Raw genomic sequence first — 876 nt, forward strand, 5'->3', positions numbered from 1 at the left:
CACAACTAGTAGCGCGAGAAGGTGCATATGCAACTCTTCGTTTGCGTTCTGGTGAGATGCGTAAAGTGCTTGCTGAATGTCGTGCGACTTTGGGTGAGGTTTCTAATAGCGAGCATAGCCTACGTCAATTAGGTAAAGCGGGTGCATCACGTTGGCGCGGTATTCGACCAACAGTGCGTGGTGTTGTTATGAACCCAGTTGACCACCCACATGGTGGTGGTGAAGGGNGAACCTCTGGTGGTCGTCACCCTGTTACTCCTTGGGGTGTGCCTACTAAAGGTCATAAGACTCGCAAGAACAAACGCACTGACAAGATGATTGTACGTCGTCGGTCGGCTAAGTAATTAAGAAGAGGATTACGCTGTGCCACGTTCTTTGAAAAAAGGTCCATTTATTGACCTTCATTTATTAAAGAAAGTAGAAACGGCTCTGGAGAAGGGCGACAAGAAGCCAATTAAAACTTGGTCTCGTCGTTCAACAGTTTTTCCAGAGATGGTAGGTCTTACAATTGCAGTACATAACGGTNGTCAACACGTTCCGGTTTTTGTTACTGAAGATATGGTAGGCCATAAACTAGGTGAATTCGCTGCTACACGTACTTATCGCGGCCATGCTGCTGATAAGAAAGCTAAGCGTTAATTCTGAGAGGATTTAGAGATGGAAGTAGCTGCAAAGCATAGAGGTGCTCGAATTTCTGCTCAGAAAGCGCGTTTGGTAGCAGATCAGATTCGAGGCAAAGGTGTAGAAGAAGCGCTAGAGACATTGTCTTTTAGCACTAAGAAAGCTGCACAATTGATGAAGAAGGTGTTGGAATCAGCAATCGCAAACGCTGAGCACAATGACGGTCTTGATGTTGACGATCTTACAGTATCAACA

At 45.8% G+C, this 876-nt stretch carries 3 protein-coding genes; all 3 read left to right on the top strand.

What is annotated here, in order from left to right; all coding sequences use genetic code 11:
• Positions 1 to 344: 50S ribosomal protein L2 (gene rplB, locus A3739_RS05395; protein WP_068500603.1), on the top strand; the 344-nt coding region annotated here is incomplete at its 5' end.
• Positions 345 to 363: 19 nt separating this feature from the next.
• A complete protein-coding gene (gene rpsS / locus A3739_RS05400; protein ID WP_068500606.1) occupies positions 364 to 639 on the top strand; it encodes a 30S ribosomal protein S19 in 276 nt (91 codons plus the stop codon).
• An 18-nt stretch (positions 640 to 657) separates the two neighbouring features.
• Positions 658 to 876, top strand: a 219-nt coding sequence (gene rplV / locus A3739_RS05405) for a 50S ribosomal protein L22 (RefSeq protein ID WP_068500609.1), incomplete at its 3' end; no start/stop codon positions are given.

It is taken from the genome of Oleiphilus sp. HI0067 (assembly GCF_001635735.1).